Source organism: Paraburkholderia sp. AV2 (genome assembly GCF_054968425.1).
Genome location: NZ_JBANLK010000016.1, coordinates 46,322 through 71,536, shown reverse-complemented (window position 1 = coordinate 71,536; position 25,215 = coordinate 46,322). Strand labels below are relative to the sequence as shown.

Below are 25,215 nucleotides of genomic sequence, written 5' to 3'. Positions count from 1 at the left end.
GCCTCGTCACCAGTCGAGCCGGAACGACTGGACGGGGCTGGCCTTCTGGTAGTAACGGCCGTTGTCGAACTGCTCGGCGATCACGGTCCAGTAGTAGACGCCCTTGGGCAGATCGCTCACCACGACTTCTCCACCTGAGAGATCCGTGCGGTCGACGAGCGGCACGCGCAGGTCCGGCGCTGCCGCGAGGACGAAGCGGAAATGCAGGTTCGTCGCATTGCGGTCGACGAACCAGCGGAACGCATAGTTGTGCGTGTTGTCGACCCGGCCCGCCGACGTGCCGAGCGCAAGATGCCGGCGCTCGAACGCATAGGTGCTGGGCATGCCTTCGAGACTGCTCTGATCGATGGCCGCGACGCGCACGAAGTAAGTGCCGTCGGCCAGCGCGCCGACATCCGCATGAGACGAATCGAAACGCTCGTCGTGGATCATTTCGAGCAGGCCCGCGTCGCGCCCGATCTGCACGCGATAACCGTGCGCGCCGTCGATCGGCACGACGTCGAAGGCGACGTTCGCGTCGTCCTGCACTTTCGACGGATTCGCGATAGCGGGCGCGTCGAGCAGCGCCACCGGGCCGCCAACCGCGCCGCCCGCCGTCGTCAGGCTGCCGTGGCGGGCCGTGACGAGCTGCGTCGAAGCGGCGAGCGGCACGCCCGGCGCGGGCGTGCCTGCCCCGCCATGCGCCGCGTCGACGCCCACCGCGCCATCCAGCACCTCGACCGCGGTCGACTCGTTGCCGCCGTCGTAATTCACGCGAAAGCTCGTGCCGCGCACACCGGCGACGACAGAGGGCGAACGGATCTGGAAGCGGTCGTCCTTGCGCGTGGCGTGCGTGACCTCGCTGTCGACCTCGCCGTGCTGCAGGTTGATGACGCGGTCGGTCGTGCCGGTCAGCGCCGTCTGGCGCAGCGTGCCGAACTCGAGCGAGGTGTTGGGGGGAATGATCAGGTGGGTGCCGTCGGCCAGTTCGAGCGTGGCGAATCCGTCCTTGCCGGTTTGCAGCCGGTCGCCTTCGACGAGGCTCGACCCCACGACCAGCGGAAGCGACGGCTCGTTGCGAAAGGCGTGCGTGGCGGGTCCGCTCGTGGCGATCACCTTCGCGCTCAGGCCGTCCTCGCGCAGCAGCGCGACCGGCACGCGCAGCACGGTGCCGGGTTGCAGGTGGCGCGGCGTGCTCACATGGTTCAGACGGGCAAGCTGCATCCAGTCCGAGGAGTCGCGCAGATAGCGGGTCGCCACGTTGTAAAGCGAGTCGCCCGCGCGCGTGACATAGGTGATCGTGTCCGGCGCGCCGGCGTGGGCGCGCGCTTCATGCGCTTGCGCCGGAGATGCCGCCAGCCATGTTCCGCAGACCAGCGCGCAAACTGTGCAAACATCAAGGCGCGCAAAGGTACGGCCGGCCGGCGCCGCCAGCGTGCGCGCGGCTCGCCGGGCTTCGGCGGGCCGCATCGAACGGGCTGTGCTCACGCGGCGTCCCCTTCGATCCTCTCGAGTCGATAGCCGTAGCCGTAGATCGGTGTCAGCCGGTAGCCATTCTCGGGGCGCAGCCCCAGCTTCGAGCGCAGCATCGAGACATGCGTGTCCATCGTCCGCGACGGGATGTCGTCGGACTGCTTCCAGATGACGTCGAGGATGTGTGCGCGCGAAAGCGGACGGCTCAGGTGCTGGAACAGCAGGAGCGCGAGGTCGAACTCCTTGTGCGTAAGGGCGACCTGCCTGCCGCCCACCGCCACCTGGCGCGACTTCAGATCGAATTCGTAGTCGCCGAAGGTTTCCTTGATCGCGGGCGCATGCAACTGATAGGCGCGGCGCAGCAGCGAACCCACGCGCGCAAGCAGCACCGGCGCGGAAACCGGCTTGACCACGTAGTCGTCGGCGCCGTTGTTGAGCATCTGCGCGATATCGGTCTCGCGACTGCGGCTCGTCATGAACAGCACGGGCAGGCGGTTCGAGAGGCTCTGCCGCACCCAGTGCAAGACCTCGTCGCCGGCCATGTCCGGCACGTTCCAGTCGAGCACGAGCAGATCGAACGTCTCCCGCCGCAACTGCCGAACGAGCTCGCCGCCCTTGGCAAACGCGTGGCAGGCATGCCCGGCCGCCGTCAAGGTCTGGCAAACAAAATCGGTTTGAGCTGGATCGTCGTCCAGTACCGCAATTCTCATCATGCCCCGCACCCAGGATCGTTATTCATCTTTTCGGGACGGACTCGCCTGCCGGTCGCGCGACCTTGGCGCCGGTCCGGCCGCCGGCCGCGCAAGCGCGCCCGGTGGCCTCGTGTCGCCAGACGTCCATCCTTACACTCCCTGCGCGCTCGCCGTGGCGGGCGCGCCCCATCCGCTACTCTCGCTTCATCTTGAATAAAATGGGAGAGTGAAACGGCGGTCGCTGTCTGGAATCGGATTTCGCTCATAGTAGTCGAAAACGCCCAAGCCCGATTTAACGAGTCGAGTCACGCGAACTCGCGAGACTCCCGCCTACCCTTGCCGCTCGTCCTCGCACGCCGCGATGTCCGCGGGATGGCCGGGCGGCGGTGCGTCCTGCTCCGCTTCGTTCTCTGCCTCGGGCCGCGCGGACAGCAACGCCGTGAGTTGCTTGCGCACGTGCTCCCACGCGGCGTGGGCGTAGTCCGGCTGAACCGCGGCGCGCGATTGCGCCAGTACGAAAACGCGCAGCACGGTCGCCGGGCATTGGGTCAGCCGCTCCGAACGTCCGAACGGCGACTGGCGCAATGCTTCTGCAAGCCAGGGCATGTCGGCCTCGCAGGCGTCCGCGTAAGCTTCCATGGCCGAGCGCGCGTGGCGGTCGCGGACCAGGTCCAGCTCGACCCGCCCGAAAGCGCGCCCGTCGCCCTCGACCCGTGAAGCAGGCGGAAACCGAAGCCTGCCAAATCGAAAAAACATGCGTCCTCGCTCGCTGGTCCGTGCCAACCCCGCGGCGGCGCCCCGGCGGGACGGCCTCGCGTGTCTGCCAAATGCAAATGGAATGGGGCAGCCATCATGCCGCCCCGTTCCTGCGTATCGTGTATCGGTGCCGAGCGCCCTGCAATCCGGACGCGAGAGATGAAAAACGAGTGGCGACGGCCTTCGTTGCGAACTGCGCGGCCCCCCGGTTTATTCCCCGGGATTGGTCCGCCGACACAGTCACCGCCGTACCGGCTGCGACCCGCAAGCAACATCACCGCCCGATGACCGCCTGCCTGTCGCCGCCGCCCTCAAGGCACGACGAACAACCCCAGCCATCGCCACTCCACCTCAAAGCGCTGGCCTCCCAGCGTTATCCGGCGAACTCGGGTTCGCTCTGACTTCCTCCGCGCCGGCATGCGTACGGCCGTGTATCCGGCCGCGCCAGCCCCCGTAGCAAAATCGTTTGTCGGCGGCAGGTCGTGCTTTTTCCGCGACGGCCCATTGTCGCCGGAAGTGACAGAATGTACTGTCAGGGATTGTTAAATCTGACGGTGAATAGCAAAACCGGCGGGCGGTGCCGACCCGGCGTCCCGAATCGGCGCCGCCAGGCGCGCTGCTCGCCCCGTATCCCGATCGCATGAACGAATAAAGCGAGATCGCCGAGGCTTCGAACGATGCTTAGCCACTCAATTATTTAGCAATCCATATTAATTAACGTAAACGGCGCGGCGGGACCCGAAACGCGAGTCCCGCCCGCAAGAGAGTCGGGAATGCGGTCAGTTCTGCTGCCGCGATTCGCCGTGGCCGCCTTCCTCGTGACCGGAGGGACGAGCGGGCTCCGGACGCGCATTGCCGGGCGCGGGCCCGGGCGCATGCATGGCGCCGGCGGGCTGCGGGCCGGGGGGGCGGCCATAACCCTGCTGATGCGGACCGCCAGGGCGACCGCCATATTGCGGTTGCGGCGCCGGGCCGGGTGGCCGGGCAGCCGCCGGAGGCGGCCCGGACGGCCGCGGAGGCGCAGCAGCCGGGGGACGCGCCACGTTGCCTTGCTCGGGCGGTCCACCCGGGCCGGCCGGAGCGCGGTATGCGCCCTCCGGCGGTCCATGCGGCGTGCCGGGCGGCGGGTGGTATACGCCTGCCCCAGGTCCGCCGTGCATGAGCGGAGGCGGCACTGGCGGCCGCCCGCCATAACCCGGCGGCGGCACGCGTGCCCAGTGATCGCGCTCGCCGTACCACGGGCGGTCGCGATAGAAGCTACCCCAGTACGTGCCGATGGCGAAGGTCACGATGGGCAGCCCGATCGCCGCGCCATAGCCTTCGACGGGAACGTAGCCGCCCTGATACGGATAGGTGAGATACCCCGCGTAGATCCAGCCGCGCAGGCCGGGTAGCACGATGTCGCACCACGAGTAGTCGCTCACGCAGCCCATGACCTCGACAGGCACGCCCTGATCGACTTCGCTGACCACGGGGTAATCGCCGGAAGGTCCGGCGTAAAGGTCGACCGGTTGGCTCGTCCAGGCCTGCGCCTGGGCAAAAGCCCCTGGGGCGGCCAGCCCCAGACAGGCCGACGCTGCCGCGAGCGCCCACGCCGGCGCGCGCATCGTCTGCCGCTTACGCATTTTTCTCTCCCTTGCCTTGTCCAGCTTCAATACGGGCCGGGCAAGCAGATTGCGTACCCGGCCTATTCGTTTTCTTCGAAGTAATGTCCGAACTTCACCTGCTTCGTGCGGATGTAGCGTTCGTTCTCTTCCCGCATCGGAATGGCAAGCGCGACGCGTTCGAGCACCGGAATGCCGTGCTTCGAAAGCGTGTCGAACTTCTTGGGATTATTACTCATGAGGCGCACCGACGACACGTTCAGGAGCCGCAGGATTGCCGCAGCCGAATCGTATTCGCGCGCGTCGTCGGGCAGGCCCAGGTCGAGATTGGCCTCGACGGTGTCGCGGCCCTGCTCCTGCAGCGCGTACGCGCGGATCTTGTTCGACAGGCCAATGCCGCGGCCCTCGTGACCGCGCAGGTAGAGCAGCACGCCGCGCCCTTCGGCCGCGATGTAGCGCAACGCCTGATCGAGTTGCTCGCCGCAGTCGCAGCGGTAGGAGCCGAGAACGTCGCCGGTCAGGCATTCGGAGTGCAGCCGCGTCAGCACGGGCTCGCCGCTCCCCACGTTGCCCATCACGAGCGCGAGGTGCTCGGCACCGCCGTCCCTCACCCGATAGACGTAGGACGTGAACGTGCCGTAACGAGTCGGCAGCGAAGCGGTGGCGTCGAGCACGACGCATTCGTTGGCGTTTTCGCCGTCCGCGCAGGACGACTCAGGAAGCGTAGGCATGATCTGGAACAGAAGACTGGCAAATACCGGCTCGCGACCGGGTTGAAGTTAGGAACCGGAGTTTACCGCCATTTGGCATCCCTCGCCGCGCGTCGCCTGCGGAGCGATCCGGCGGACAGTCGTCCCTCAGGCGTTGCCCCGCGCGCATATCCAGACGCCGCGACACGACCCGTCCGCCTATACTGAAAGCGTTTTCCAATGGCACGGCCGGCGCCCAGCCCGTCGTGCTGCGCCGCGCAATGACTGAAAACCCACCGCAGGACGAATGGGAGTCGCCCTATGACAAGCGTTGCACAGGTACTCAAGTCGAAGCCGGAACAGGTGGTCTATACGATTGCCGCCTCGGATTCCGTCTATAACGCAATCCGCCTGATGGCGGAAAAAGGGATCGGGGCGCTGGTCGTCACGGACGACAACGCGATCGTCGGCATCGTTACCGAGCGCGACTATGCGCGCAAGATCGTGCTGATGGACCGTTCGTCGAAAACCACGGCGGTGCGCGACATCATGACTCCGCACGTGCGCTTCGTGGAACTCGCGCAAACCACCTACGACTGCATGGCGCTGATGACCGAGCGCCGCATGCGCCACCTGCCCGTGATAGAAGACGGCAAGCTGATCGGGATGGTGTCGATCGGCGACCTCGTCAAGGAGATCATCGCCGAGCAGCAGTTCACGATCTCGCAGCTGGAACACTACATCACCGGCGGCCCCGGCACCTGAACCGCCTCGCGGCACTGCGCGAAGCGCCGCATGAAAAAAGCCCAATCCAGCCGGGTTGGGCCAAGCCGCCTTGCGGCGGCGGAGGTTTCACGCATGAAAGCCAGGCGACACGATGCGTGCCGTGCGCGCGGTATCGCCTATGGCTACAGTCTAGGCAGTCAAGCGACCAGGGCAAATACCCGGTTTTCCAACACACCGTTTCGTACCCCACAACAATCGCACGCCGGCCGGCATCGATTCAGACTCCGGTTGCCAACAGCCTGCGCGGCCCGCTGACGAACAGGCTGCCGACTTCGAAGAAGCGCAGCGGCCGTTCGGTTTCGCGCGACAGGCCGATACGCGTCGTTACGCCGACAGGCCGGGCGGGCTCGTCCACGCGACCGATCCAGAGGCCGCGCCCGCGGCACAAGTCCACGCCGTCGAAGGCCGCGCCAACGCCGAACGCCTGCGTCAGGCGGCCTGGCCCGCGCGCGAGGTCGCGCAAAGGTGCGTCTGGCCGGCGCGCCTCCATCTCCGCCAGCCCTTCCAGCGGCTCGACGGCGCGAATCAGCACACCCGCGCCAACGTCCGCCTCCTCGCTCGACATATTGAGCATCCATGAAGCGCCATAGGTGAGCCGCACATAGGCATGGCCGCGCTCGAGAAACAGCGAGGCGTTCCAGCGCCGCCGGCCGATGAACGCGTGACTGGTCGAATCGCCCACCGGGTAGGCCTCCATTTCCACGATCCGCCCGCTGACGCGGCCCTGCGCGCAATCATGGATCAGGTATTTGCCGACCATGAAGCGCGCCAGCTCGACGGTGTCCACGGGCAGGTCCGCGCGGCGCAGCGCGACGATCGGCAGCCGCGGCGACGAAGTCGCGGCCATCGCCGTTCGCGCACGAGCCAGTGTGGGCGCAAGGCTACCCTCGCCCGTCGGCCCCTCCCGACTCGCTCCGCGCAACCCGGCCGGGATGGCGCGCGGCTTCAACGCGACGCCTGCGTCTGCGCACGCAGTTTCGCTACATCGGCCACCCCCACCGCCGCCGCCTGATTGTTCCAGCCCGCACGGATGAAAGTCAGCACGTCGGCGATCTGGCGATCGGTCAGGACATCGGCATAAGCCGGCATCGGATACGGCGCCGGAATGCCCTGGATCACGAGGTCGCCGGTGCCGTTCAGCGTCACGTTGATGAGCGACGACGCGTTCGGCTCGAGCACGTTCGGATTGCCCGCGAGCGGCGCGAGCATCGGCGCGAAGCCGCGCCCGTCGGTGCCGTGGCAATGCATGCAGTACGCCGCGTAGACGCGGGCGCCCGCATCGTTCGCCGGCCGCGTGAGCGACACCTTCGTCGCCTGCCCGTCGTACGCATACTGCGACCCGCCGTTGCCTCCCGCCGCCGGCAGCGACTTCAGGTAGGCCGAGATCGCGTTGACGTCCGCGTCGTTCATCGCCTGGGTGCTGTTGTTGATCACGCTCGTCATCGCGCCGAACGCCGATGCGTGCTGGTTCGCCCCCGTCTTCAGGAACTGCGCGAGATCCGCTTCGCTCCAGCGCCCGAGGCCCGTGTTGTGCTCGCTCGTGAGGTTCGACGCGAACCAGCCGTCGAGCAGCGCGCCCGTGAGATACGCGCTGCCGCTTTCGTCGAGCGCCTTCTCGTTGAACGCGACGCTGCGCGGCGTATGGCAGGAGCCGCAATGGCCGAGGCCCTGCACGAGGTAGGCGCCGCGGTTCCATGCGACGTCCTTCCCCGGCTTGTCCTGATACACGCCCTTGTCGAGAAAGAACGCATTCCAGATCTTCAGCGGCCAGCGCATGTTCATGGGCCATGGGATATCCGCTTCGCGGTTGGCCTGCTTCACCGGCTGCACGCCGTGCATGAAGTACGCGTACAGCGCGGCGACGTCCTCGTCGCGCACCTTCGCATAAGACGGATAGGGCATGGCCGGATAAAGGTTGTGGCCGTCCTTCGCCACGCCTTCGCGCAATGCGCGCGCGAAGTCCTCTTCCGTGTAGCCGCCGATGCCCGTCTCGGGGTCGGGCGTGATGTTGGTCGTGTAGATGGGGCCCAGCGGCGTGCTCATCGGCAAGCCGCCCGCGAACGGCTTGCCGTGCGGCGCCGTGTGGCACGCCGCGCAATCGCCCGCCGCCGCGAGATAGGCGCCGCGTTGAACCCTGTCGGCGTCGGTTGCCGCGGCAAACGCCGCGTGCGAGGGCGTGAGCGCGAGCGCCGCGAATGCCAGCGCGGCGCCGAATGCGTTGTTCATTTTCATGGTGACTCGCCTCCCTCAGGCCGACTGCGCGTTCTGCAGTTGACGCCCCACGGGCAACTGCCGCAGGCGCTTGCCCGTGGCCGCGTAGATCGCGTTCGTCACGGCCGGCGCAAGCGCGGCCGTGCCCGGCTCGCCGATGCCGCCCGGCGCCTCCGTGCTCTTCACGATGCGCACTTCGATCTGCGGCGACTGGTCGATGCGCAGCATCCGGTAGTCGGTGAAGTTCGTCTGCGCGACGCGGCCGCGGTCGATCGTGATCTCGCTGTACAGCGCCGCCGTAATGCCGAAGATGATGCCGCCTTCGATCTGCGCCTCGATCGTCTCGGGATTGACGGCCATGCCGCAGTCGACGGCGCAGACCACGCGGTTCACGCGCACCTCGCCGTCGTCCACGCTCACCTCGGCCACCATGCAGAGAAAACTGCCGAAGGCATGCATCACCGATACGCCGCGCCCCTGCCCCTTGGGCAGCGGCGCCCCCCAGTTCGCGGCACGCGTGGCGACGTCGAGCACGTTCAGCGCGCGCGGCGATTTGTCGAGCAGCGCGCGCCGGTAGGCGACGGGGTCGGTCTTCGCGGCCACGGCCAGTTCGTCGACGAAGCTTTCCACGACGAAGGTGCCGCGCGTCGGCCCCACGCCGCGCCAGAACGCGGTGGGAACGGCGTGCGGCTCCACGCGCACGTATTCGATCAACTGGTTGGGCAGGTCATAAGGCAGGTCGACGGCCACTTCGACAGCATCCGGATCGATGCCGTTGTGGAACGCGGGCGGCGCGAAGCGCGCGAGGATCGACGAGCCCGCGATGCGATGCTGCCAGGCGAGAGGCTTGCCGGTAGCATCGAGGCCGGCGGAGAGGCGGTCGTAATAGTACGGCCGGTACATGTCGTGCTGGATGTCCTCCTCGCGCGTGTAGAAGACCTTGACCGGCGCATTGACCGCCTTGCCGATCTTGAGCGCCTGGGTGATCGCATCGACTTCGAGCCGCCGCCCGAAGCCGCCGCCGAGCAGATGGTTGTGCACCGTAATCTGCTCGGGCTTGAGGCCCGTCACGGCCACGGCCGCGTCGACGGCCCGCGTGGGCACCTGGGTGCCCACCCAGATATCGCAGCCGTCGGGCCGCACGGACACCGTGCAGTTGATCGGTTCCATCGTGGCGTGCGCGAGGAAAGGCTGCTGATAGACGGCATCGACGCGCGTCTTCGCATTGCCGAACGCCTGCTGCACGTCGCCGTCCTTGCGCGCGACGGCACCGCCTTGCTCCGATGCCGTGGCAAGGTCGGCGACGATCTGCTGCATCGAGAGCGCCGCGCCCGGCCCCTCGTTCCACTGCACCACGAGCGCCGCCGCGCCGCGCTTCGCGGCCCACGTATGCGCGCCGACCACGGCCACGGCGTTATCGATCTTCACGACCCCGGTGACGCCGGGAATCTGTTTCGCGTGCGTGTCGTCCACGCCGGCGAGCGTGCCGCCGAACACCGGGCAGTTCACGATGGCGGCGTAGACCATGCCGGGCAGGCGCACGTCGAGACCGAAGAGCGCCGAGCCGTCCACCTTCTCCGGCGAGTCGAGCCGCTTCGTCGGCTTGCCGATCAGCGTGAAGTCCCTGGGGTCCTTGAGCGCCACCTTGGGCGGCACGGGCAGCTTCGCCGCCGTGTCCGCGAGCTGGCCATAGGCGAGCCGGCGGCCGCTTGCGTCGTGCACCACCTCGCCGGCGCGCGCGGAGCAGGTGGCGGGATGCACCTGCCATTGCTGCGCCGCCGCCTGGATCAGCGCCGTGCGCGCGGCCGCGCCGGCCTCGCGCATGGGCTGCCACGCGTAGCGGATCGAGGTCGAGCCCCCCGTCAACTGGCCGCCCAGCAACGGGTCTGTGAAGAGCTTCGCGTTGGGCGGCGCGTGATCGATCGTCACGCTGTCGAGCGGCACTTCCAGCTCTTCCGCAATCAGCATGGGAATCGACGTGTAGACGCCCTGCCCCATCTCCACCTTCGGAATGATCAGCGTGACCTTGCCGGCGCGGTCGATCTGGATGAAGGCATTCGGTTCGAAGACGCCGTCCTGCGGCGCCTCGTTGCCGTCGCCGCCGATGACGGACGCGCGCGCCGGCGCGTCGCCCTGCGCCAGCGTCGAGACGCTGAAGCCGAGCAGCAGACCGCCGCCCGCCGCCGCGCCGAGCTTCAGGAACGCGCGGCGCGACACGCCGGCGTGACGGGCAGGGTGCAATTCGCCGTGCGGCGCACCGTTTTGTGCATCGAGGAGGCCCCGCGACATGTCAGGCCTCCTTCGCGGCTTGCTTGATGGCCGCACGAATCCGGTTATAGGTCCCGCAGCGGCAGATGTTGCCGGCCATGGCCGCGTCGATGTCGGCGTCGCTCGGGTCCGGATTCGACGCGATCAGCGCCGCCGCCGACATCACCTGCCCCGACTGGCAGTAGCCGCACTGCACCACGTCGAGATCCCGCCACGCTTTCTGCACCTTCTGGCCCGCGGGCGTCGCGCTCACGGCCTCGATGGTCGTGATCTTGCGGCCGGCGACGGCCGCGACGGGCAGCACGCACGAGCGCGTGGCCTCGCCTTCCAGATGCACCGTGCAGGCGCCGCATTGCGCAATGCCGCAGCCGAACTTCGTGCCGGTCAGGCCGACGATGTCGCGCAGCACCCAAAGGAGCGGCATGTCGGGTGGGGCGTCGACGTCATGGGTCTGGCCGTTGATCGTGAGCGTAGTCATGGGCTCTCCGGTGGTAGGGATTTGTCGTTATGGATCGAGCAATCGAAGGGCCGATGCGCCGGCTGTTCCGTTTCGAAAAGCCAATGCGCATGGCCCTGCCAGCGCGACCTGCCGAGAACCGGTTGAGTGTAGCGCCGCAGTTAAACGCGTGCAGAAAGCCGGCCGCCCGGGTGTCCAGGTTCCCGCGCGGTTGCGGGCCCTGCTTGCGACACGCGGAGAGGCAGGCCTTGCGCTACCATCGTCCGCAGAACCCCACGACCCGCCGCGCGGCGCGCGCGGCACCGAAGGAGCCGCAAGATGAACGAGCAACGCGCAAGGCAGTTTCTCAACGAAGTCCGCAAGCCGCTCCTCACGCTGCACAAGGCCATCCTCGACCACGAGCGCGCGGAGTACGAACGCGAGTTCGGACCCGTTACGCCCGCGGCGTTCCTCCAGGTGCTGATCAACGGCACGGGCTTCCGCTGGCTCATGCCGCTTTCGAGCGTGATCACGAACATCGACGAATCGCTGGACGCGAAAGACGCGACCGACGACGACCGGATCGGCGCCGCGCAGGCGGTCTGCTCGTTGTTTTCGGGCGAGGAGTCGAAGGAGTTTTTCGAGCGCTATCAGGCGCTGCTACAGGTGAGCCCGCATGTCGCGCAACTGCACGGGCAAGTCACGCCGCTCCTGCGCGGCGCGCAGGACGCCTGAGGCGAACGGCGCCGCGCCGCGATCGCGGGCCGGCTCCCGTTCCTGTCTCACCCGCCGCGCGCCGCGCGCTTGCGCGCAGCCGTAGTGGCAGAACCGCCCGCCTCGCGCACGGCGGCCAGGCGCCGCCACAACGTCGTCTTGCTGATGCCCAGCATCTCGCACACGCGGTCGCGGTCTCCGCCGCAGGCTTCGAGCGCTGCGCGAATCTCTTCCGCCTCCAGGCTCAGGCTGCGCTCGCGTAGCGTCGGCACGGCGCCCCCCGCCACGGCAGCGTCGGGCGCCACAGACGAGTCGAACACCTCCGGCGCAATCGAGCGCAGCACGTCCACCGGAATCGCTTCGACGTCCGTGTCGGCCAGCTCCACCACGATGCGCTCCACCACGTTCTGCAACTCGCGCACGTTGCCGGGCCAGTCGTGACGCACGAGCGCCTCTGCGACCGGCGCGAGCGTCGCGAATGCCGATTCCGCCGTACGAATGCGCAGCGCGACGCGCGGCTCGCGGCGCGCCGCTTGCAGCAATAGTTCGGCGGCGAGCGGCACGACATCGGCCGCGCGCTCGCGCAAGGCCGGAATCGCGAGATTGAGAATGTTCAGCCGATAGTAAAGGTCGGCGCGAAACTCGCCGGCCTCGATCTGCCCCGCGAGCGAGCGGTGCGTCGCCGCCACCACGCGCACGTCCACGCGCGTGGGCTCCGTCGCGCCGAGGCGCACCACCTCGCGCTCCTGCAGCACGCGCAACAGGCGGCTCTGCAGCGGCAGCGGCATCTCGCCGATCTCGTCGAGAAAGAGCGTGCCGCGATGCGCGGCCTCGATCAGGCCGACCTTGCCGCCGCGCCGCGCGCCCGTGAAGGCGCCCTCCTCGTAGCCGAACAGTTCGCTCTCCAGCAGCGCCTCGGGAAACGCGCCGCAGTTGATCGCCACGAACGGAAAATCGCGCCGCGCGCTCTCGCGGTGAATGCCCTGCGCGACCATCTCCTTGCCGGTACCGCTCTCGCCGCGGATCAGCACGGTGGCGTCCGATTTCGCGTAGCGCTTCGCGAGCTGGCGCACGCGCTCGATGCCCGGCGTCGCGCCGCTCAGGTCGTCGAGCCGGTAGCGCGCCACGAACTGCTGGGTGCGCTGGCGCGTGCGCAGCGTGCGGTCGAGCCGCTCCACCGCGCGCGACTCCTGGAACGTGAGCACGGCGCCCGTCGTCACGCCGTTGTCGACGAGCGGCCCACGGTGCACGACATAGCTCACGCCCCGCACGGTTTCGAGCGATTCGCCGTCGGCCTCGGGCAGCGCGAAGGCAATGTCCGGCGCCAGCTCGGCGAGCGACCGGCCCGCCGCCAGCGCCGGATCGACGCCGAGCACGGCGGCAAGACGCTGGTTGATCGCCTCCACGCGCCCTTCCGAGTCGAGCGCCACCACGCCGTCGCGCAGGTGCTGCAGCACGCTGTCCAGACGCTGGCGGCGCTGCGTCTCGCGCCAGGTGGCCAGCGCGACTTCGAGCGCATTGTCGAACGCCGCGCGCACGGAGGAATGCGAGTAGACGAAGAACGGCACGAGCCCGAGCCGCGCGGCCAGATCGTTGACGAGGCCCGGCCCCACGACCGCGCCCACGCCACGGTCGCGCAGGTCGAGCACACAGGCCTCCGCGTCCTGCACGGTGCGGTACGACGCGAACACCACGTCGAGCCCCCAGGCGCTCGCGAAACGGCGCACCTCGGCGGGCGTCTCGCCATAGGTGACAAGCGCGACGACCTCGGTTTCGCGGCGCGCGCGGGCCAGCGCCTGCATCACGTCGAAGCCGGTGGGCTGCAGCAGCACGACCGGCACGTCGATACGCGCCTTCAGATAGCCGCCGTTCGAACCCGCCGCGACGATGACGTCGGGCCGCTGATTCGGCCCCGCCGCCGCGATCTCGGCCACCGCCTCCTCGAAGCCGCGCGCGACCACCCGCAGGTCGGCGAGATCGTCGTATTCGCGGGCGATATCGCGAAACAGGTCGCGCAGGCGGCTGATGCCCATGGCCCAGACGCGCGGGCGGAATTCGGAGGGAACGGGAAAGCGGGTCATGGTGCCGGTCGCTGCGGTAAGGCGGGAAGCGACATTATCGCCCGGATTTCAAATTTGAAACTCCAATTTCAGAATCGCAATGCGCGCAGCGCGGACCGTCCAGCCAATTTGGCGGAAAATCAATGCGTTAGCCCCGCCACTCCGCCCTGGCACGGTAACTGCAATATCGAGTCGCGATTTCATCGGAGACATCCAGCATGACCAACCGAACCCCCACCAGCGCCGGCGCGAAATTCCGCGCGGCCGTCGCCGCAGAACAACCGCTGCAGGTCGTCGGCGCCATCACCGCCTATGCCGCCAAGCTTGCCGAGCAGACCGGCTTCAAGGCCGTCTACCTCTCCGGCGGCGGCGTGGCCGCCAATTCGCTCGGCGTGCCCGACCTCGGCATCAGCACGATGGACGACGTGCTCATCGACGCCCGCCGCATCACCGACGCCGTCGAGATTCCGCTGATGGTCGACATCGACACCGGCTGGGGCGGCGCCTTCAACATCGCGCGCACCGTCAAGTCGTTCATCAAGGCCGGCGTCGCGGCCGTGCATATGGAAGACCAGGTGGGCCAGAAGCGCTGCGGCCACCGCCCGAACAAGGAAGTGGTGCCGACCGACGAGATGGTGGACCGCGTGAAGGCCGCCGTGGACGCGCGCACGGACGACCAGTTCGTGATCATGGCGCGCACCGACGCGGCCGCGGTGGAAGGCATCGATGCGGCGATCGAGCGCGCGGTGGCCTACGTCGAGGCCGGCGCCGACATGATTTTCCCGGAAGCGATGAAAACGCTCGACGACTATCGCCGCTTCAGGGCCGCCGTGAAGGTGCCGATTCTCGCGAACCTGACCGAGTTCGGCTCGACGCCGTTCTTCACGACGGAAGAACTGAAGAGCGCGAACGTGGACATCGCGCTCTACTGCTGCGGCGCGTACCGCGCGATGAATGCGGCGGCGCTGAACTTCTACGAGACCGTGAAGCGCGACGGCACGCAGAAAGCGGCCGTTTCGACCATGCAGACGCGCGAGGATCTCTACAAATACCTCGGCTATCACGCGTACGAAGACAAGCTCGACGAGCTGTTCGCCGCGAAGAAGTAAACGTAGCGCAGTCACGCGATTCATTGCGTTCACTCCCGCATCTGAACCATTCGAGACATCATCAAGAGGACGACACCATGAGCGAAGCAGATACCAAGGCACAGGGCGCAGGCGGCTTCAAGCCGAAGAAGTCGGTCGCGCTCTCGGGCGTGGCGGCGGGCAACACGGCGCTGTGCACCGTGGGCCGCACCGGCAACGACCTGCACTACCGCGGCTACGACATTCTCGATCTGGCCACCGCCTGCGAGTTCGAAGAAGTCGCTTACCTGCTCGTGCACGGCAAGCTGCCGAACGCGGCCGAACTCGTCGCCTACAAGACGAAGCTCAAGGCCCTGCGCGGTCTGCCCGCGAACGTGAAAGCGGCGCTGGAGTGGGTGCCCGCTTCGGCGCACCCGATGGACGTGATGCGCACGGGCGTTTCCGTGCTCGGCACCGTGCTGCCCGAAAAGGACGACCACAATCTGCCGGGCGCGCGCGACATCGCCGACCGCCTGATGGCCTCGCTCGGCTCCATGCTGCTGTACTGGTACCACTACTCGCACAACGGCAAGCGCATCGAAGTGGAAACCGACGACGATTCGATCGGCGGTCACTTCCTGCACCTGCTGCACGGCCGCGAGCCGTCGAAGTCGTGGGTCGATGCGATGCACGTCTCGCTGAACCTCTACGCCGAACACGAGTTCAACGCTTCGACGTTCACGGGCCGCGTGATCGCGGGCACGGGCTCGGACATGTACTCGGCCATCACGGGCGCGATCGGCGCGCTGCGCGGCCCGAAGCACGGCGGCGCGAACGAGGTGGCGTTCGAGATCCAGTCGCGCTATGAAAACCCGGACGACGCGGAAGCCGACATCCGCCGCCGCGTGGAAGCGAAGGAAGTCGTGATCGGTTTCGGCCACCCGGTCTACACGATCTCGGACCCGCGCAACAAGGTCATCAAGGAAGTGGCGCGCAAGCTCTCGAAGGAGCAGTCGAACCTGAAGCTCTTCAACATCGCCGAGCGCCTCGAATCGACGATGTGGGACATCAAGAAGATGTTCCCGAACCTCGACTGGTTCAGCGCCGTGTCGTACCACATGATGGGCGTGCCGACCGCGATGTTCACGCCGGTGTTCGTGATCGCGCGCACGGCCGGCTGGAGCGCGCACATCATCGAACAGCGCATCGACAACAAGATCATTCGTCCGAGCGCGAATTACACCGGTCCGGAGAACCTGAAGTTCGTGCCGATCGGCAAGCGCTGATTTCCGCGAAGCGAATTCCCATGAACACCGCCTACCGCAAATCCCTTCCGGGCACCCGGCTCGACTACTTCGACGCGCGCGAAGCCGTCGAAGCCATCCGGCCCGGCGCCTGGGACACCTTACCTTACACCTCGCGCGTGCTCGCCGAGAACCTCGCGCGCCGCTGCGACCCGGCCACGCTCGCCGCCTCGCTCACGCAGCTCATCGAACGCAAGCGCGACCTCGACTTTCCGTGGTATCCAGCGCGCGTGGTCTGCCACGACATCCTCGGGCAAACCGCGCTCGTCGACCTCGCGGGCCTGCGCGACGCCATCGCCGACCAGGGCGGCGACCCGGCGAAAGTAAATCCGGTCGTGCCGGTGCAACTGATCGTCGACCACTCGCTCGCCGTGGAATGCGGCGGCTTCGACCCGGACGCGTTCGCGAAGAACCGTGCAATCGAGGACCGCCGCAACGTTGACCGCTTCGACTTCATCAACTGGACGAAGCAGTCCTTCCAGAACGTCGACGTGATCCCGCCCGGCAACGGCATCATGCACCAGATCAATCTGGAGAAGATGTCGCCCGTGATCGGCGTCACCGAAGGCGTGGCGTACCCCGATACCTGTGTCGGCACGGACAGCCATACGCCGCATGTGGACGCGCTCGGCGTGATCGCCATCGGCGTGGGCGGGCTCGAAGCGGAGAACGTCATGCTCGGCCGCGCCTCGTGGATGCGCCTGCCCGATATCGTGGGCGTGGAACTCACGGGCAAGCGCCAGCCTGGCATCACCGCCACCGACATCGTGCTCGCGCTCACCGAATTCCTGCGCAAGGAAAAGGTCGTGGGTGCGTATCTGGAGTTCCGTGGAGCAGGCGCGTCGAGCCTCACGCTCGGCGACCGCGCCACGATCTCGAACATGGCCCCCGAATATGGCGCGACGGCCGCGATGTTCTTCATCGACAACCAGACGCTCGACTATCTGCGCCTCACGGGCCGCGACGAAGAGCAGGTCAAGCTCGTCGAGACCTATGCGAAGACGGCGGGCCTGTGGGCCGATGCGCTCGCTCATGCGCAATACGAGCGTACGCTCACATTCGATCTGTCCTCCGTCGTGCGCAACATGGCCGGCCCGTCGAATCCGCACAAGCGCCTGCCCACCTCGGCGCTGGCCGAGCGCGGCATCGCGGGCAAGTGGGAAGAAACGCCGGGCCAGATGCCGGACGGCGCAGTGATCATCGCCGCCATTACGAGCTGCACGAACACGAGCAACCCGCGCAACGTGATCGCGGCCGCCCTGCTCGCGCGCAACGCGAACGCGCGCGGCCTCACGCGCAAGCCGTGGGTGAAGAGCTCGCTCGCGCCGGGATCGAAAGCCGTCGAGCTCTACCTCGAAGAAGCGAAACTGCTGCCCGAACTCGAAAAGCTCGGCTTCGGCATCGTGGCGTTCGCGTGCACCACGTGCAACGGCATGTCGGGCGCGCTCGATCCGAAGATCCAGCAGGAGATCATCGACCGCGACCTCTACGCCACGGCCGTGCTCTCGGGCAACCGCAACTTCGACGGCCGCATCCACCCGTACGCGAAGCAGGCCTTCCTCGCCTCGCCGCCGCTCGTGGTGGCGTACGCCATCGCCGGTACGATCCGCTTCGACATCGAAAAGGATGCGCTCGGCACCGACCAGAATGGCAAGCCGGTCTACCTGAAAGACCTCTGGCCGAGCGACGAGGAAATCGATGCCATCGTCGTGCAAAGCGTGAAGCCCGAGCAGTTTCGCAAGGTGTACGAACCGATGTTCGCCATCACTGCCTCGCGCAGCGAGGCGGCCGATCCGCTGTACGACTGGCGTGCGCAAAGCACCTACATCCGCCGCCCGCCGTACTGGGAAGGCGCGCTGGCCGGCGAGCGCACGCTGCGCGGGCTGCGGCCGCTCGCCGTGCTCGGCGACAACATCACGACCGACCATCTCTCGCCCTCCAACGCGATTTTGCCCAACAGTGCGGCGGGCGAGTACCTCGCGAAAATGGGCCTGCCCGAAGAGGACTTCAACTCGTACGCGACGCACCGCGGCGATCACCTCACGGCCCAGCGCGCCACCTTCGCGAACCCCACGCTCGTCAACGAAATGGCCGTGGTGGACGGCGCCGTGAAGAAGGGCTCGCTCGCCCGCATCGAGCCGGAAGGCAAGGTCACGCGCATGTGGGAAGCCATCGAAACCTACATGGAGCGCAAGCAGCCGCTCATCATCGTCGCGGGGGCCGACTACGGCCAGGGCAGCTCGCGCGACTGGGCGGCCAAGGGCGTGCGGCTCGCGGGCGTGGAAGCGATCGTCGCCGAAGGGTTCGAGCGCATTCACCGCACTAACCTGATCGGCATGGGCGTGCTGCCGCTGGAGTTCAAGGCCGGCACGAACCGCACGACGCTCGGCATCGACGGCACCGAGACCTTCGACGTGATCGGCGAGCGCAGGCCGCGCGCCGATCTCGCGCTCGTGATCCAGCGGAGGAACGGCGAGCGCGTGGAAGTGCCCGTGACCTGCCGGCTCGACACCGCGGAGGAAGTTTCGATCTACGAGGCGGGCGGCGTGCTGCAGCGTTTCGCGCAGGACTTCCTCGAATCGTCCAGGGCCGCGGCGTAAACCGTCGCTTCGATGCAATACGAGGGCGGCACAGCGACGTGCCGCCCGTTTCGATCACAGGACAGAGCTTTCATGGCCCACGAACCTCAAATCAGGATTCCCGCCACCTACCTGCGCGGCGGCACCAGCAAAGGCGTGTTCTTCCGTCTGCAGGATCTGCCCGAAGTGGCGCAGCAGCCGGGCGCCGCGCGCGATGCGCTGCTCCTGCGCGTGATCGGCAGCCCCGACCCCTACGGCAAGCAGATCGACGGCATGGGCGGCGCGACGTCGAGCACGAGCAAGACCGTGATCGTCGCGAAAAGCAGCCGGCCCGACCACGACGTCGATTACCTGTTCGGCCAGGTCGCCATCGACAAGGCATTCGTGGACTGGAGCGGCAACTGCGGCAATCTCTCGGCGGCCGTGGGGCCGTTCGCGATCAGCGGCGGCCTCGTGGACGCAAACCGCATTCCGCACGACGGGGTGGCCATCGTGCGCATCTGGCAAGCCAATATCGGCAAGACGATCATTGCGCACGTCCCGGTCACCCACGGCGCGGTGCAGGAAACCGGCGATTTCGAACTGGACGGCGTGACCTTCCCCGCCGCCGAAGTGCAGCTCGAGTTTCTCGACCCCGCCGCCGAAGAAGACGGCGCGGGCGGCGCGATGTTCCCCACGGGCAAGCTCGTGGACGACCTCGAAGTGCCCGGCGTGGGCACGCTGAAGGCGACGATGATCAATGCGGGCATCCCGACGATCTTCGTCAATGCCGAAGCTATCGGCTACACGGGCACCGAACTGCAGGACGCGATCAACGGCGACGCCGCGGCGCTCGACAAGTTCGAGACGATCCGCGCCCATGGCGCGCTGCGCATGGGCCTCATCAAGTCGCTCGACGAGATCGCCACACGCCAGCACACGCCCAAGATCGCCTTCGTCGCGAAGCCGCAGGCCTACACGGCCTCAAGCGGCAAACGCGTGGGCGCCGAGGACGTGGACCTGCTCGTGCGGGCGATGTCGATGGGCAAGCTGCATCACGCGATGATGGGCACGGCGGCGGTGGCGATCGGCACGGCGGCGGCGATCCCCGGCACGCTCGTGAACCTCGCGGCGGGCGGCGGCGAACGCAACGCGGTGCGCTTCGGTCACCCCTCGGGCACGCTGCGCGTGGGCGCCGAGGCGCGAGTGGAGAACGGCGAGTGGACCGTCACGAAGGCCATCATGAGCCGCAGTGCGCGCGTGCTGATGGAAGGCTGGGTGCGGGTGCCGGAAATACGCATTTTCAGGGGCTAACCTGACCTACCCGCCCGCAAAGCTCGCCTGAAAATGCCGAAAGCCGCCTCTCCGACACATCGCGGGGGGCGGCTTTTTTTCATAGGAAAAACGGACGTCAGTTGCTCGCGATCGGTTGCGGCGGCAAATACGGCATCGGATCGACCGGCTTGCCGTCGCGGCGCACCTCGAACAGCACGGCCACACGATCGTTGTCCTCGTTGCCCATCTCCGCGATCTGCTGCCCCTGGCGCACCATGTCGCCCATCTTCACGAGCAGGCGCCGGTTGTGCGAGTACGCGGTCAGGAAATCCTTGTTGTGCTGGACGATGATGAGGCTGCCGTACTCGTTGAGGCCCGTACCCGCGTACATCACCTTGCCGTCCGCGGCCGCGAGCACAGGGTCGCCGGCCTTGCCCGCGATCTCGATACCGCGCGTCTCGCCCGCCTGGAAGCCCTCGACAACCGACCCCTGCGCCGGCCAGACGAGCGCGACGCTCTGGGCGTGACGCGCCACTTCCGACGCCACCTCGCGATTTTCGGCCGGGTTGGCCGCAGCGGCGGCTGCGCCGCCGGTACTCGCGGCGGCCTGGACGGTAATCGTTTGCTTCGAGACGATCTTGAGCGACTGTCCCGTGCGCACGTGTCCATGCCTGATGTGATTCCAGGTCTCGAGGTCCTTCACGCTGCAGTCGTGCGCCTGAGCGATCCGCTGCAGTGAATCGCCGCGTCGCACGCGCACCCACGTGGTCTTCGTCACCACGCGGGTGGTCGGATCGGCCTGAGTCGCCGCGGCGGCGGAAGCCGCGTTGGCGGCCGGCGCCGATGCCGGGCTGGCCGAAGCGGACGGTTCCGGCTGCGGTTGCGGCGGCTGCGGTTGCTGGTCCTGACCGACGTTCGCGCAACCCGCGACCAGGACTGCGATCCCGATCGCGGCCCAGAGCGCTTTCAGACCTTTGGCACGCTGGCCACCATGAGCGTTGAACATGCTTACCTCCTTGCAATCTCGGCGGCCGGCGCTGGACGCGCGGGGCGCAAGCGGCGCGGTATGCGGCGTCTGGCGCGCTCCCGGCGTCGCGTCGACCCGGCGCACACAGCCGCCCGGCCCGCTTCGATCTGTACCCAATCGTCTCTCTTCTTCGAAGAAAAGACCGCTATATCACGGCATCGCCCGTCTCGAACGGACGATTACAATCTCAAAATCGACTCGGCATTGTAAAACGCATTTCACATTCTTCCGGCCGCGACTCACACTCTGATACAACTCTTAAGCAGTGGTATTCGGGCTGAATGCGGGGTCGAATGCAGCGCTGAATGCGGGCCCGATATGACCCTTACCGGTCTTCACCCCATATCGGCAGGATGGCGGCAAAACTTGAGCCGGCAGGCCTCGCGCACTGAAAGCAATATGAAATTAATGTAGTATTGACGCCCTGCTCCGGCCCCGATGACCGGAAACCCGCTCATCGCGCCGCACACGCCTCGGCCCGATCTGTCGCGGCCCGACCGGCCCGCTCGCCCAACCCATGTCACAGTCATCCAACCGTCTCGTCGAACTCGACTTTTTCCGCGGCCTCGTTCTGCTCATCATCGTCGTCGATCACATCGGCGGCAGCATCGTGTCGCGCGTCACCCTGCACGCCTACGCGTTTTGCGATGCGGCCGAAGTGTTCGTCTTTCTGGGCGGGTACGCCACGGCCACCGCCTGGTCCGCGCTCTGCACGCGCCGCACGGAAGCCGCCGCGCGCCAGCGCTTCCTGCGCCGCGCGTTCGAGATCTACCGCGCCTTCGTGGTCACGGCGCTCCTGATGCTGGTCGTCACGGCGATCCTGACCGCCTGCGACATCGATGCCCCGAACCTCGCCACCGACGACCTCGACGATCTCGCACTGACCCCCGCCGCCGTGCTGCGCGACATCGTGCTGCTGCGTCGCCAGCCCTATCTGGCGGCCGTGCTGCCCATGTACGCGTGCTTCGCGCTGGCCGCACCGCTGGCGCTGCCGCTCGCGCGCTCGAAGCCCTGGCGGCTGCTCGGGCTCAGCATGGCGCTGTGGGCGCTCGCACCGTTCGCGACTCCGTGGCTGCCGCACGTCGAAGACATGCAATGGGATTTCAATCCGCTCGCCTGGCAGTTGCTCTTCGTGCTCGGCGTGATTGCCCGGACGCAGCCGGTGTTCCAGCGAGCGAACGCACACCGGCTAGGCTGGATCGTCACGTTCGCGGCGCTCGGTGTGGCCGGGGCAGCCGCCGGCTATCGCCTGCATCTGGGCAACATCGTGCTGGACGGCGACTTCAAGCGCCATCTTGCGTGGTTCCGCGTGCTGAACTTCCTCGGCGTCGCGTGGCTCACGGCCCACGCGATCCGGCTGGGCTGGGCAAGGCGCATGGCCCGCGCGCTGCCTTGGATCGGCCTCGTCGGCCGCAAGGGTCTGCTCTCGTTCGTGGCGGGCGCGGTGATTTCGCTCGTTGTCGACTCGGTGCTCTACTGGTACACGGACGGCTATCTGAACGTGCCGCTCGGCCTTGCCGCCGATGCCGCCGCCCTCGGCGCGCTTTTTGCCGTCGCCCGCGCATCGGACCCGCTCAAGCGCCTGCTGCCCGCGAGAGTCAAAGCGTCCTCCGCCTGAAACACGCTGGCAGGCTGCCCCATGCGCCTGCTAGCATGGTGGCGCCGCGCCGGCGGCGCATCACCCGATTCCCCTTCCCCTCCCCGCCATGCGCCGACTCTTCCGAACCGCGCTACTGACGCTCGGCGCCGCGCTGGCCCTGCCCGCCATGGCGAGCACGATTGCCGTGCGCACGTTCCACTCGGCGGCGCTCGACCGCGACTGGTCGTACGTCGTGTACCTGCCGACGGGATATCGTGCCGACGCGGCGCGCTATCCCGTGCTTTACCTCCTGCACGGCAACGGCGGCGACGCCATGGACTGGGTGACGCAAGGCGACCTGCAAACGGCCGCGGACACGCTGATCGCACGCCACGAGATCGCGCCGGTCGTGATCGTGATGCCGCAGGGCGGCACCGACTGGTATGTCGATCGCAAGGAGAAGATGGAAACGGCGTTCTTCGACGACCTGTTGCCCGAGATCGAGCGTCATTTCCCGGTGGCCGAAACGCGCGGCGCACGAGCGATAGGCGGTGTCTCGATGGGCGGCTTCGGCGCGCTGCGCTATGCGATGGAGCGGCCCGACGCGTTCTGCGGCGCGCTCCTGCTCTCACCCGCGATCTACGCGAACGATCCGCCGCTAACATCGTCGGCGCGGCGCGTGGGCGTGTTCGGCGAGCACCAGTTCGATGCGCCCGTCTGGCGCGCGCTCAACTATCCGGCACTGTGGAACGGCTACTTCGCGCAGCCGTGGCGGCTGCCCTTCTTTATCGCCGCCGGCGACGACGACCTCGTGATCCAGGCCGAGGCGTCGCTGCTCTATACGCGCCTGCGCGAGGCGGGCAACCCGGCGGCGCTACGCATCGTAGACGGCGGGCATGTCTGGCCCGTATGGCGCGCGCTGCTGCCCGCCGCGCTCAAGTTCACGCTCGCGTGCGTGCGCGAAGCGCAGTGAGCCCGGCTGGCCGCGCCACGGTGCGAGCCCCGATCGAGCGGTTCACGCCGTGGCCCAGTTAGCCCAGAGCACCATCAGCACGGTCATGAGCGCCGGACCGATGAAGATGCCGATCAGCCCGAACGTCGTCGCCCCGCCCAGTATGCCGAACAGCACGAGCAGAAACGGCAGGCGCGTGGAATTGCCGATCAGCACGGGCCGCACGAAATGCTCGGCGACGAATACGACCACGCAGCCCCACACCAGGAGTCCGACGGCCGCGACGACCGATCCCTGCACCAGCAGCCATAGCCCCGCGAGCCCGAACACGACGGGCGCGCAGAACGGCAGCATGGCCGCCACGGCGGTGACGGTGCCGAGCAGCGCCGCGTGCGGCACCCCGGTCACGAGATAGGCCGCGCCCAGCATCACGCCCTCGCCCAGGCCCACCACCACGAGCCCGGTAACCGTGGCGCGCACGGCCTCGGCCATGCAGCGCAGCAGCTCGGCGCCGTCGTCGCCGAACGCGCGGTGCGCGCCGTGCATCAGCGTGCCGGAGAGGCGCGGCCCGGCCTGGAAGATCACGAACAGCGTGACGAGCATGAAGCCGAACGTCATCGACGCCCGTGCCGCGCGCGCGCCGAAGTGCCGCCCGAACTCGACGAGCGCATCGCCATGCAGGCTCTTCATCGCCGACGACGTCTTGAGCGGCTGCGCGAGATTGGCCTGCCACCAGTCGGTCACCTGGTGGACGCCTACCGGCAGGCGCGCGACGAAGTCGGGCACCGGCAAGCCGTTCTCCTGGGCCGCATGGAACCAGAGATAGAGATCGTGCGCCTCGCCGCCCGCCTGGATCGCGGTGATCGCGATCGGCAGCACGACCAGCAGCGCGATCGCGGCCGTCAGCACCGTGGCGATCGCGGTCGTGCGGCGGCGGAACCAGCGATGCCGTTCGATGACCTGATAAGCCGGCCAGAGCACGATGGCGAGCACGCCAGCCCACGCGACGGCAGGAAGGAACTCGCGCACGACCCACAGGGCGACGAGCACGAGCGTGGCAAACAGCCCCGTTGACGCGATGCGCTGGAGTTTCTGCGCATTTGCGGAGTTCGGAGCGGGCGGACGATGAATCATGTAACCTCGAAAAAAATCAACGGATCGGCGCAAGGCCGGTTCGTGCGAAGCAGCAAAAAGACAAGCAAAAAAGCCAACGCGGTCGTCCGCACTCTCTCCGATTCGCCCGCTTCGGAAGCGTTCCCCCCTCCCCAGGCGTCGGTTTTGACGTCGCGCTTTGTACGACAACGGCGCAACACTGCGTTGCACAAATTCGAGAGGTTGACGCAGATCACCCGTAAACCCCCATTCCTTCGTGAATCGCAACGTGTCGCAGGGGCATTGTTGCCGATTCTGGAATGGTGTTTCAACGCGAACACAATGGCACTCGGCGCTCCGCGGGACTAAATTCGCGGCAACCCCACCTACGGAGCCGACAATGAAATCCAAAGCGTGCCTCGCGCTAGACGGTGCCAACGGCGAGCGCATCGAAGTGCTCGAACAGACGGACGGCGCTCTCGTGATCCGCTGGGTCGAGCCGGGGCGCTGCCACTACGGGGAGCAACGCTGGCGCCGCCGCTCGGCGCATACGTCCGGGACCTGCGCCGTGTCGCGCCGCAAAATCCGCCGCGGCGACGCCGTGTTCAAACCGGCCGAGCGGCCCGCGCCGCTCAACGCGTCCGTGATGATCGCCGCCGAGGTGTTCGGCGACCTCGTCGCCGAGTAAGCCTG

22 protein-coding genes are annotated in these 25,215 nt (G+C 67.5%); 10 read left to right on the top strand and 12 right to left on the bottom strand.

The features are described from left to right. Nucleotides 1–6 precede the first annotated feature (6 nt). The 5 genes from V8683_RS13905 to ribA form a co-directional block, all read right to left on the bottom strand. A complete protein-coding gene (locus V8683_RS13905) occupies nt 7–1,449 on the bottom strand; it encodes a FecR family protein (protein ID WP_411192512.1) in 1,443 nt (480 codons plus the stop codon). Between the two features lie 14 nt (nt 1,450–1,463). Continuing rightward, nucleotides 1,464–2,162, bottom strand: coding sequence for a response regulator transcription factor (locus V8683_RS13900; RefSeq protein WP_411192514.1), 699 nt, complete (start codon nt 2,160–2,162; stop codon nt 1,464–1,466). Nucleotides 2,163–2,474: 312 nt separating this feature from the next. Then, the gene (locus V8683_RS13895) at nt 2,475–2,900 is read right to left on the bottom strand and encodes a hypothetical protein (protein WP_411191358.1); all 426 of its coding nucleotides are present in this window, start codon (nt 2,898–2,900) and stop codon (nt 2,475–2,477) included. A gap of 779 nt (nt 2,901–3,679) precedes the next feature. Further along, nucleotides 3,680–4,525 carry an SH3 domain-containing protein gene (locus tag V8683_RS13890; protein WP_411191359.1) on the bottom strand — a complete coding sequence of 282 codons (846 nt, stop codon included), beginning with the start codon at nt 4,523–4,525 and terminating at the stop codon, nt 3,680–3,682. A 62-nt stretch (nt 4,526–4,587) separates the two neighbouring features. Beyond that, a complete protein-coding gene (gene ribA, locus V8683_RS13885; protein WP_411191360.1) occupies nt 4,588–5,235 on the bottom strand; it encodes a GTP cyclohydrolase II in 648 nt (215 codons plus the stop codon). Between the two features lie 279 nt (nt 5,236–5,514). Between ribA and V8683_RS13880 the strand changes: the two genes are divergently transcribed. Beyond that, nucleotides 5,515–5,958, top strand: coding sequence for a CBS domain-containing protein (locus tag V8683_RS13880; protein ID WP_411191361.1), 444 nt, complete (start codon nt 5,515–5,517; stop codon nt 5,956–5,958). A gap of 238 nt (nt 5,959–6,196) precedes the next feature. Here V8683_RS13880 and V8683_RS13875 read toward each other — a convergent pair whose 3' ends face one another. The 4 genes from V8683_RS13875 to V8683_RS13860 form a co-directional block, all read right to left on the bottom strand. Beyond that, entirely contained in the window at nt 6,197–6,826 is a 630-nt protein-coding gene (locus V8683_RS13875; RefSeq protein ID WP_411191362.1) for a DNA-3-methyladenine glycosylase, read from the bottom strand. A gap of 98 nt (nt 6,827–6,924) precedes the next feature. Beyond that, entirely contained in the window at nt 6,925–8,211 is a 1,287-nt protein-coding gene (locus V8683_RS13870; protein ID WP_411191363.1) for a c-type cytochrome, read from the bottom strand. A 15-nt stretch (nt 8,212–8,226) separates the two neighbouring features. Then, on the bottom strand, nt 8,227–10,479 hold the full coding sequence (locus V8683_RS13865; RefSeq protein ID WP_411191364.1) for a xanthine dehydrogenase family protein molybdopterin-binding subunit: 2,253 nt from the start codon (nt 10,477–10,479) through the stop codon (nt 8,227–8,229). Between the two features lies 1 nt (nt 10,480). After that, complete coding sequence (locus V8683_RS13860) at nt 10,481–10,936, bottom strand: (2Fe-2S)-binding protein (RefSeq protein WP_411191365.1); 456 nt, start codon at nt 10,934–10,936, stop codon at nt 10,481–10,483. Between the two features lie 297 nt (nt 10,937–11,233). Between V8683_RS13860 and V8683_RS13855 the strand changes: the two genes are divergently transcribed. Next, nucleotides 11,234–11,629, top strand: coding sequence for a thioredoxin domain-containing protein (locus V8683_RS13855; RefSeq protein WP_411191366.1), 396 nt, complete (start codon nt 11,234–11,236; stop codon nt 11,627–11,629). 47 nt (nt 11,630–11,676) lie between these two features. On the opposite strand, the gene prpR is transcribed toward V8683_RS13855, so the two are convergent. Then, complete coding sequence (gene prpR, locus V8683_RS13850; protein WP_411191367.1) at nt 11,677–13,689, bottom strand: propionate catabolism operon regulatory protein PrpR; 2,013 nt, start codon at nt 13,687–13,689, stop codon at nt 11,677–11,679. Between the two features lie 197 nt (nt 13,690–13,886). Here prpR and prpB point away from each other — a divergent pair, with 197 nt between their 5' ends. The 4 genes from prpB (at nt 13,887) to prpF (ending at nt 19,911) form a co-directional block, all read left to right on the top strand. Continuing rightward, the gene (gene prpB, locus V8683_RS13845) at nt 13,887–14,777 is read left to right on the top strand and encodes a methylisocitrate lyase (protein WP_411191369.1); all 891 of its coding nucleotides are present in this window, start codon (nt 13,887–13,889) and stop codon (nt 14,775–14,777) included. 77 nt (nt 14,778–14,854) lie between these two features. Further along, nucleotides 14,855–16,021 carry a bifunctional 2-methylcitrate synthase/citrate synthase gene (gene prpC / locus V8683_RS13840; RefSeq protein WP_411191370.1) on the top strand — a complete coding sequence of 389 codons (1,167 nt, stop codon included), beginning with the start codon at nt 14,855–14,857 and terminating at the stop codon, nt 16,019–16,021. A 20-nt stretch (nt 16,022–16,041) separates the two neighbouring features. Beyond that, nucleotides 16,042–18,639, top strand: a complete 2,598-nt coding sequence (gene acnD / locus V8683_RS13835; protein WP_411191372.1) for a Fe/S-dependent 2-methylisocitrate dehydratase AcnD — start codon at nt 16,042–16,044, stop codon at nt 18,637–18,639. 72 nt (nt 18,640–18,711) lie between these two features. Continuing rightward, the gene (prpF, locus tag V8683_RS13830; protein ID WP_411191373.1) at nt 18,712–19,911 is read left to right on the top strand and encodes a 2-methylaconitate cis-trans isomerase PrpF; all 1,200 of its coding nucleotides are present in this window, start codon (nt 18,712–18,714) and stop codon (nt 19,909–19,911) included. A gap of 97 nt (nt 19,912–20,008) precedes the next feature. On the opposite strand, the gene V8683_RS13825 is transcribed toward prpF, so the two are convergent. Next, entirely contained in the window at nt 20,009–20,878 is an 870-nt protein-coding gene (locus V8683_RS13825; protein ID WP_411191374.1) for a peptidoglycan DD-metalloendopeptidase family protein, read from the bottom strand. Nucleotides 20,879–21,416: 538 nt separating this feature from the next. Between V8683_RS13825 and V8683_RS13820 the strand changes: the two genes are divergently transcribed. Next, entirely contained in the window at nt 21,417–22,517 is a 1,101-nt protein-coding gene (locus V8683_RS13820) for an OpgC domain-containing protein (RefSeq protein WP_411191375.1), read from the top strand. An 88-nt stretch (nt 22,518–22,605) separates the two neighbouring features. Continuing rightward, complete coding sequence (locus V8683_RS13815; protein WP_411191376.1) at nt 22,606–23,451, top strand: alpha/beta hydrolase; 846 nt, start codon at nt 22,606–22,608, stop codon at nt 23,449–23,451. Between the two features lie 42 nt (nt 23,452–23,493). Here V8683_RS13815 and V8683_RS13810 read toward each other — a convergent pair whose 3' ends face one another. Then, complete coding sequence (locus V8683_RS13810) at nt 23,494–24,564, bottom strand: AI-2E family transporter (protein WP_411191377.1); 1,071 nt, start codon at nt 24,562–24,564, stop codon at nt 23,494–23,496. Here V8683_RS13810 and V8683_RS13805 point away from each other — a divergent pair. Then, the gene (locus V8683_RS13805; RefSeq protein WP_411191378.1) at nt 24,556–24,891 is read left to right on the top strand and encodes a hypothetical protein; all 336 of its coding nucleotides are present in this window, start codon (nt 24,556–24,558) and stop codon (nt 24,889–24,891) included. The genes V8683_RS13810 and V8683_RS13805 overlap by 9 nt on opposite strands. Nucleotides 24,892–24,922: 31 nt before the next feature. Further along, complete coding sequence (locus V8683_RS13800) at nt 24,923–25,210, top strand: DUF3331 domain-containing protein (RefSeq protein ID WP_027793824.1); 288 nt, start codon at nt 24,923–24,925, stop codon at nt 25,208–25,210. Nucleotides 25,211–25,215: the final 5 nt, after the last annotated feature.

Coding starts and splice junctions, on each gene's coding strand:
- V8683_RS13905 (WP_411192512.1), bottom strand. CDS start 1,449: ATGCGGCCCGCCGAAGCCCGGCGAGCCGCGCGCACGCTGGCGGCGCCG.
- V8683_RS13900 (WP_411192514.1), bottom strand. CDS start 2,162: ATGAGAATTGCGGTACTGGACGACGATCCAGCTCAAACCGATTTTGTT.
- V8683_RS13895 (WP_411191358.1), bottom strand. CDS start 2,900: ATGTTTTTTCGATTTGGCAGGCTTCGGTTTCCGCCTGCTTCACGGGTC.
- V8683_RS13890 (WP_411191359.1), bottom strand. CDS start 4,525: ATGCGTAAGCGGCAGACGATGCGCGCGCCGGCGTGGGCGCTCGCGGCA.
- ribA (WP_411191360.1), bottom strand. CDS start 5,235: ATGCCTACGCTTCCTGAGTCGTCCTGCGCGGACGGCGAAAACGCCAAC.
- V8683_RS13880 (WP_411191361.1), top strand. CDS start 5,515: ATGACAAGCGTTGCACAGGTACTCAAGTCGAAGCCGGAACAGGTGGTC.
- V8683_RS13875 (WP_411191362.1), bottom strand. CDS start 6,826: ATGGCCGCGACTTCGTCGCCGCGGCTGCCGATCGTCGCGCTGCGCCGC.
- V8683_RS13870 (WP_411191363.1), bottom strand. CDS start 8,211: ATGAAAATGAACAACGCATTCGGCGCCGCGCTGGCATTCGCGGCGCTC.
- V8683_RS13865 (WP_411191364.1), bottom strand. CDS start 10,479: ATGTCGCGGGGCCTCCTCGATGCACAAAACGGTGCGCCGCACGGCGAA.
- V8683_RS13860 (WP_411191365.1), bottom strand. CDS start 10,936: ATGACTACGCTCACGATCAACGGCCAGACCCATGACGTCGACGCCCCA.
- V8683_RS13855 (WP_411191366.1), top strand. CDS start 11,234: ATGAACGAGCAACGCGCAAGGCAGTTTCTCAACGAAGTCCGCAAGCCG.
- prpR (WP_411191367.1), bottom strand. CDS start 13,689: ATGACCCGCTTTCCCGTTCCCTCCGAATTCCGCCCGCGCGTCTGGGCC.
- prpB (WP_411191369.1), top strand. CDS start 13,887: ATGACCAACCGAACCCCCACCAGCGCCGGCGCGAAATTCCGCGCGGCC.
- prpC (WP_411191370.1), top strand. CDS start 14,855: ATGAGCGAAGCAGATACCAAGGCACAGGGCGCAGGCGGCTTCAAGCCG.
- acnD (WP_411191372.1), top strand. CDS start 16,042: ATGAACACCGCCTACCGCAAATCCCTTCCGGGCACCCGGCTCGACTAC.
- prpF (WP_411191373.1), top strand. CDS start 18,712: ATGGCCCACGAACCTCAAATCAGGATTCCCGCCACCTACCTGCGCGGC.
- V8683_RS13825 (WP_411191374.1), bottom strand. CDS start 20,878: ATGTTCAACGCTCATGGTGGCCAGCGTGCCAAAGGTCTGAAAGCGCTC.
- V8683_RS13820 (WP_411191375.1), top strand. CDS start 21,417: ATGTCACAGTCATCCAACCGTCTCGTCGAACTCGACTTTTTCCGCGGC.
- V8683_RS13815 (WP_411191376.1), top strand. CDS start 22,606: ATGCGCCGACTCTTCCGAACCGCGCTACTGACGCTCGGCGCCGCGCTG.
- V8683_RS13805 (WP_411191378.1), top strand. CDS start 24,556: ATGAATCATGTAACCTCGAAAAAAATCAACGGATCGGCGCAAGGCCGG.
- V8683_RS13810 (WP_411191377.1), bottom strand. CDS start 24,564: ATGATTCATCGTCCGCCCGCTCCGAACTCCGCAAATGCGCAGAAACTC.
- V8683_RS13800 (WP_027793824.1), top strand. CDS start 24,923: ATGAAATCCAAAGCGTGCCTCGCGCTAGACGGTGCCAACGGCGAGCGC.